General features: G+C 67.7%; 7 protein-coding genes. All 7 read left to right on the plus strand.

From position 1 onward, the window contains the following. The first annotated feature begins 127 nt into the window (after nt 1-127). Nucleotides 128-1,996: a feruloyl-CoA synthase gene (locus V6M63_RS09495; protein ID WP_332741339.1), complete on the plus strand. Its 1,869-nt coding sequence runs from the start codon at nt 128-130 to the stop codon at nt 1,994-1,996. Nucleotides 1,997-2,003: 7 nt separating this feature from the next. Next, complete coding sequence (locus V6M63_RS09500; RefSeq protein WP_332741340.1) at nt 2,004-3,251, plus strand: thiolase family protein; 1,248 nt, start codon at nt 2,004-2,006, stop codon at nt 3,249-3,251. 21 nt (nt 3,252-3,272) lie between these two features. Continuing rightward, complete coding sequence (locus V6M63_RS09505) at nt 3,273-4,037, plus strand: SDR family NAD(P)-dependent oxidoreductase (RefSeq protein WP_332741341.1); 765 nt, start codon at nt 3,273-3,275, stop codon at nt 4,035-4,037. Further along, entirely contained in the window at nt 4,034-4,453 is a 420-nt protein-coding gene (locus tag V6M63_RS09510) for an acyl-CoA thioesterase (protein ID WP_332741342.1), read from the plus strand. Before V6M63_RS09505 ends, V6M63_RS09510 begins: the two co-directional genes overlap by 4 nt. A 41-nt stretch (nt 4,454-4,494) precedes the next feature. Then, entirely contained in the window at nt 4,495-5,628 is a 1,134-nt protein-coding gene (locus V6M63_RS09515; protein ID WP_332741343.1) for an ABC transporter substrate-binding protein, read from the plus strand. A 150-nt stretch (nt 5,629-5,778) separates the two neighbouring features. Further along, entirely contained in the window at nt 5,779-6,819 is a 1,041-nt protein-coding gene (locus V6M63_RS09520; RefSeq protein ID WP_332741344.1) for a branched-chain amino acid ABC transporter permease, read from the plus strand. Nucleotide 6,820: 1 nt separating this feature from the next. Then, the coding region (locus tag V6M63_RS09525; protein WP_332741345.1) for a branched-chain amino acid ABC transporter permease at nt 6,821-7,224 on the plus strand (404 nt) is incomplete at its 3' end.

Here is a 7,224-nt window from a genome sequence, read left to right on the forward strand (position 1 = left end):
GCCTGCGGCGTCACCCCCCTGAGGGGGGCGATGCCTGGGACCGGCGGAGCCGGACCCGCGGCATCCCTGGATGCAGACACGTGCGCCGACAAGACCGATCGACAACGAAGAACCGCCCGAGAGAGACATGAGCCAGAACCCCCACACGGCCGCCCGTTACCGGCCCCTCACCTTCGGCGTCACCCGCGCCACCCTGCGCGACGGCGCCCAGGGCACGCACTACCTGCGCGCCGACCAGGACCTGCCGCCCTTCCCCGAACGCATCACCGACCGGCTGGTGCACTGGGCCACGACGCGCCCCGACCAGACCGTGTTCGCGCGCCGCACGAAGAACGCCGACGGCAGCACCGGCGACTGGCGCCACATCACGTTTGCGCAGGCGCTCGACGCCGCGCGCCGCATCGGTCAAAGCCTGATCAACCGGGGCCTCTCGGCCGAGCGCCCGGTGCTGATCCTGAGCGAGAACGACCTGGAACACGCGCTGCTCGCGCTGGGTTGCGTCTACGCCGGCATCGCCTACTGCCCCACCTCGCCTGCCTACTCGCTGGTGAGCCAGGACTTCGACAAGCTGCACCACGTGGTGAAGACGCTGACACCCGGCCTGGTGTTCGCCAGCGACGCGCAACGCTACAGCCGCGCCATGCTGGCCACGCTGGATGATGGCGTGGAGCTGGTGACGACCGAAGGCACCGTGCCCGGCCGCACCACCACCTCCTTTGCGTCGTTGCTGGCCACCGAGCCCACGCCCTCAGTGGACGCCGCCATGGCCGCCACCGGCCCAGACACCATCGTCAAGTTTTTGTTCACCTCGGGCTCGACCAAGATGCCCAAGGCCGTGATCAACACCCAGCGCATGTGGTGCGCCAACCAGCAGCAGATGACCGAGTCGATGCCGGTGCTGGCCGAGAGCCCGCTGGTGCTGGTGGACTGGCTGCCCTGGAACCACACCTTCGGCGGCAACCACAACTTCGGCATGGTGGTCTTCCACGGCGGCACGCTCTACATCGACGACGGCAAACCCACGCCCGCACTCATGGGCGAGACGCTGCGCAACCTGCGCGAGATCGCGCCCACGGTGTACTTCAACGTGCCCACCGGCTTCGAGGCGATCGCCAACGCCATGAAGACCGACGACGCCCTGCGCAAGACCCTGCTCTCGCGCGTGCGGATGTTCTTCTACGCCGGGGCCGCGCTGGCGCAGCCGGTGTGGGACGCCCTGCACGCGGTGCAGGAGCAGGAGATCGGTGAGCGCATCGTCATGGGCACGGGTCTGGGCATGACCGAGTCCGGCCCCTTCGGCATCTTCGTGACCAGCCCCAACGTCAAGGCCGGCGACCTCGGTCTGCCCACGCCGGGCCTGGAGCTCAAACTGGTGGACAACGACGGCAAGACCGAGGTGCGCTACAAGGGCCCCAACATCACACCCGGCTACTGGCGCATGCCGGCCGAAACCACCGAGGCGTTTGACGACGAAGGCTTCTTCAAGACCGGCGACGCGGTGAAGTGGATCGACGAGACCGACATCCACCTGGGCCTGAAGTTCGACGGCCGCATTGCCGAAGACTTCAAGCTGGCCACCGGCACCTTCGTGAGCGTGGGCCCGCTGCGCGCCAAGATCATCGCGGCCGGCGCACCCTACATCCAGGACGTGGTGATCACCGGCCTGAACATGAAGGAAGTCGGCGCCATGGTGTTCCCCACGCCGCTGGTGCGCGCGCTCGCCGGCATGCCGCCCGAGGCGCCGATGCACGACGTGCTCAACAGCGAGCCGGTGCTCGCGCACTTCCAGCGCGTGGTGACCGAACTGGCCAAGACCTCCACCGGCAGCGCCAGCCGCATCGCACGCCTGTGCCTGCTGGCCGACCCACCCACCATCGACCGAGGCGAGGTCACCGACAAGGGCTCGATCAACCAGCGCGCGGTGCTCAGCCTCCGCGCCGAGACCGTCGCGCTGCTGCACGCCGACGGCCTGCACGCCATCCTGAAACCCGAGTAAAGACAACATGGCATCCCGCGGATTCTTCAACGCTTTCGACGACGTCTGGCTGCTGGCCGGCGTGCGCACGCCCATGGTGGACTACTGTGGCGCGCTGGGCCACATCTCGCCCACCGACCTCGGCATCAAGGCCGCACGCGAAGCGCTGGCCCGCGCCGGCGTGCCGGGCGAGCACATCGGCTCGGTGATCGCGGGCAACATGGCGCCCGGGGACTTCGACCAGTTCTTCCTGCCGCGCCACATCGGCCTGTACGCCGGCGTGCCGGTGGAGGTGCCGGCCATCATGGCGCAGCGCATCTGCGGCACCGGCTTCGAGCTGTTCCGCCAGGCCGGTGAACACATCCAGGGCGGCGCGTGTGATGCCGCGCTGGTGGTGGGCACCGAGAGCATGACGCGCAACCCGATCGCCGCCTTCGACCACCGCACCGGCTTCAAGCTGGGCGCGCCGGTGGGCTTCAAGGACTACATGTGGGAAGCGCTGAAGGACCCGGCGGCCGGCATCAACATGATCCAGACCGCCGAGAACCTGGCCAGGCAATACGGCATCACGCGCGAAGCCGTGGACGCATTTGCCTCTGCCTCGTTCGCCAGGGCGGTGGCCGCGCAGGCGAGCGGTTTCCTCGCCGGTGAGATCGTGCCGGTGATCAGCGAGAAGTTCGAGCTGGCCGGCTACAAGCCGCGCGGCATCAAGCTGCAAGGCAAGCTCACCGAAGTCGCCACCGACACCCACCCGCGCGTCTCGCCGGTGGAGGTGCTGGCCAAGCTGCGGGCTGTGTTTGAAGGCGGCGTGCAGACCGGTGGCAACAGCTCGGCGCTGGTGGACGCGGCCGCGGCCTGCGTGGTCGCCTCGGGCGCCTACGCGACGGCCCACGGCAAGCAGCCGCTGGCCCGCGTGGTGGCGGCTTCTGCCGTGGGCGTGCCACCCGAGATCATGGGCATCGGCCCGGCCCCCGCCATTCGCCTGCTGCTGGAGCGCACCGGCCTCTCGATGAACGACATCGCCCGCTTTGAAGTGAACGAAGCACAAGGCGCACAAACGCTGGCCGTGGCGCGCGAACTGGGCATGGACCTGGACCGCCTGAACGTCAACGGTGGCGCCATTGCGCTCGGCCACCCGCTGGCCGCCACCGGCGTGCGCTTGACGCTCACGCTGGCGCGCGAACTGCAACGCAGCGGCCAGCGCTACGGCATCGCCAGCGCCTGCGTCGGCGGTGGCCAGGGCATGGCCCTCCTGATCGAAAACCCCTCGGCCTGAAACACACACAAGGACAACACCATGAACATTCAAGGACACGCCGCCCTCGTCACCGGCGGTGGCTCGGGCCTCGGTGAAGCCACGGCGCGCGAACTCGCGCGACTGGGCGCCAAGGTCGCGGTGCTCGATGTGAACCTGGACAACGCCAAACGCGTGGCCGACGAGATCAACGGCATCGCCTGCCACTGCGACATCACCAACACCGAGAGCCTGCAGGCCGCCATGGACGAGGCTGCCGCCGCCCACGGCCCGGCGCGCATCCTCATGAACATCGCCGGCATCGGCAGCGCCAAGCGCGTGGTCGGCAAGGACGGCTCGGCCGCGCCGCTGGAAGACTTCGCCAAGGTGGTCACGGTCAACCTCATCGGCACCTACAACGCCAGCCGCCTGTTTGCCGCGGCCTGCGCCAGGCTTGATCCGCTGGAAGACGGTGAGCGCGGCGTGATGGTGTTCACCGCCAGCGTGGCCGCGTTCGACGGCCAGGTGGGCCAGCAGGCCTACAGCGCGTCCAAGGGTGGCCTGGTGGGCATGACGCTGCCGATGGCGCGCGATCTGGCGCAGCACGGCATCCGCGTCTGCACCATCGCGCCGGGCCTGTTCTCCACACCGCTCATGCGCACCCTGCCCGAGCCGGTGCAGGCGTCGCTGGCGGCCAGCATCCCGTTCCCACCGCGCCTGGGCAAGCCCGAGGAGTTCGCCGCACTGGCCGCGCACATCGTCACCAACACGCACCTCAACGGCGAAGTGATCCGCCTCGACGGTGCCCTGCGGATGGCGCCCCGATGAGCAAGGTTGTCGTCTTTGAGGTGGAGGTGATGTTCGGCGACTGCGACCCGGCCGGCATCGTGTTCTTTCCGAATTTCTCGAAGTGGATGGACGCGTCCTCGTTGAACTTCTTCGTCAAGTGCGGCGTGCCGCCCTGGCGCGAGCTGGTGAAGACGCGCGGCATCGTGGGCACGCCGCTGCTGGAGATCCACACCAAGTTCATGCGCCCCGCCACCTACGGCGAACGTTTGCAGATCCACACCAGCGTGACCGAATGGCGCGAGAAGGTGTTCATGCACAGGCACGTGGTCAAACGTGGCGACGACGTGCTGTGCGAAGGCACCGAGACACGCGCCTTCGTGATCCATCCGCCCGAAGCGCCCGAGCGCATCAAGGCCATTCCCGTGCCCGAGGACATCAAGGCCCTCTGTTCCTGATCCCGTTCCCCAACTCACCACCCCCCAGAAGGAGACATCCCATGAAAGCCGTCAAAACCCTCGTTGCCCTGGCCATCACAGCCCTGAGCAGCACCGCCGCCCTGGCCGACATCAACATCGGTGTGAGCCTGGCGCTCACCGGTCCCGGCTCCGGCCTGGGCATCCCGATGCAGAACCAGTTCAAGCTGTTCCCGCAAACCATCGGCGGCGAGAAGGTCAACCTCATCATCCTGGACGACGCGACCGACCCGGGCAAGGGCGCCGCCAACGCACGCCGTTTCGTGACCGAAGACAAGGTCGACATGATCATCGGCTCGTGCATCACGGCGGTGGCCGCCGCCATGAGCGACATCGCCACTGAAGCTGGCACCGTGCAGCTCGCCGGCTCGCCGGTCGGCCTGCCACCCGGCAAGGACAAGTGGGTGTTCCGCCTGCCGCAGTCCAACACCGTGATGGGCCACGCCGTGGTCGAGCACATGAAGAAGCAGGGCATCAAGACCATCGGCTTCCTGGGCTACACCGACGCCTACGGCGAACAGTGGCTGAAGGAAAGTGCACCGCTGCTGGAGAAGGCCGGCATCAAGGTCGTGGCCACCGAACGCTTCGCGCGCACCGACACCGGCGTGACGCCGCAGGCGCTCAAGATCACCGCCGCCAACCCCGACGCGGTGCTCATCGTGGCCTCCGGCAGCGGTGCTGCCATGCCGCACATGGCCATGATCGAGCGCGGCTACAAGGGCAAGATCTACCAGACCCACGCCGCGGCCACGCAAGACCTGATGCGCGTGGGCGGCAAGGCGGTTGAAGGCGCCTTCGTGGTGTCCGGCCCCGCCGTGATCGCCGAGCAGTTGCCCGACAGCCACCCATCCAAGGCGGTGGCGATCGACTTCGTGCAGAAGTACGAGAAGTCGGTCGGTGTCGGCCTGCGCAACCAGTTTGCCGGCCACGCCTACGACGCACAGATCGTGCTGGAGAAGATCGTGCCGATGGCGCTGAAGAAGGGCAAGCCTGGAACCCCTGAGTTCCGCGCCGCGCTGCGCGACAGCATGGAGACCATGGGCCGCACCATCTTCTCGCACGGCGTGATGAACTGGACGCCCACCGACCACTGGGGCTTCACGACCGAAACGGGCGTGATGCTGAAAGTCGTCGACGGCAAGTTCAAGGTGGAGTAAGCACCCCCCGCGTCGCCTTCGGCGCCTCCCCCCTCTCTCGCCTTCGGCGGGAGGGGGGCGACACCTCGGGCCGGCGGAGCCGGACCCTTGGTGTCCCTGGCTTTGGCGCGTCGCGCTCCGAGGGCGCTTCTTTCTATCGTTGAGGGTTTTATGGACTTTTCGATTGCCAGCATTCTTTTGCTGGACGGCCTGACCAATGGTGCTGTCTACGCCTTGCTCGGCCTGGCCACCGTGCTGGTGTTCACCGTCACGCGGGTCATCTTCATTCCCCAGGGCGAGTTCGTCGCGTACGGTGCGCTCACCCTGGCCATTTTTCAAACCGGCAAGGTGCCCGGCACCGTGTGGCTGCTGCTGATCCTCGCCGGTGTGGCCGCGCTCATGGAGCTCTCGGGCCGCTGGCAGCACCACCGCAACGCGCTGGTGGCCGCCAAGGCCGCGGGCCGCATGCTGATCGCACCCATCGTGGTCTCGGCCGTGGCCATCTGGGCCGCGCCGCAGCAGTTTCCGCTCGCCGTGCAGGCCGCGCTCAGCGTGGCCATCGTCACCGTGTACGGCCCGCTGGTCTACCGCGTGGCCTACCAGTCGCTGGAGAGCGCCACGCCGCTGGTGCTGTTGATCGTCTCGGTCGGCGTGCACTTCGCCATGACCGGCCTGGGCCTGCTGTTCTTCGGCGCCGAGGGTTTCCGCAACCCGGCGTTCTGGGACGTGCGTTTCACCGTCGGCCCGGTCATGCTCTCCGGCCAGGCCATCATCACCGCGCTGGCCACGGTGGCGCTGATCGTGCTGCTGTGGTTGTACTTCGAGCGCTCGCTGCGCGGCAAGGCGCTGCGCGCCACCGCCGTCAACCGCACCGGCGCGCGCCTCATGGGCATCTCGTCGCAGGCCTCGGGCCAGCTCACTTTCACCATGGCGGCCTTCATCGGTGCGCTCTCGGGACTGCTGATCGGCCCGACCACCACGGTGTTCTACGACTCGGGTTTCCTGATCGGCTTGAAGGGCTTCGTGGCAGCGGTCGCCGCCGGTCTCGCCAGCTACCCGGGCGCGCTGGTCGCCGCGCTGTTCGTCGGCGTGATCGAAGCCTTCGGTTCGTTCTGGGCCAGCGCCTTCAAGGAAGTGATCGTGTTCACCCTCATTCTTCCGGTCCTGCTGTTCCGTTCGCTGCGCAGCAAACATTCCGACGAGGACCACTGACATGCCGAAGCTGCAAAACCTCGGCCTGCTGATCCTGGCCCTCGCGATCCCGCTGGTTGCGGTGCTGCCCCTGCCCGACTTCTGGATCGCGCAACTCAACTACATCGGCATGTACAGCATGACGGTGCTCGGCCTGATCCTGCTCACCGGCGTGGGTGGCCTCACCTCGTTCGGTCAGGCGGCGTTCGTGGGCATCGGCGCCTACACCACCGCCTGGCTCACGCTCAACACCGGTCTTTCGCCCTGGATCACGCTGTTCATCGGCATGGGCCTGACCGCCGGCAGCGCGCTGCTGGTGGGCCTGATCACGCTGCGCATGTCGGGCCACTACCTGCCGCTGGCCACCATCGCCTGGGGCCTGTCGCTCTACTACCTCATGGGCAACCTGGACGCGCTGGGCAAGTA

It is taken from the genome of Hydrogenophaga sp., assembly GCF_036675665.1.
Lineage (GTDB): Bacteria > Pseudomonadota > Gammaproteobacteria > Burkholderiales > Burkholderiaceae_C > Hydrogenophaga.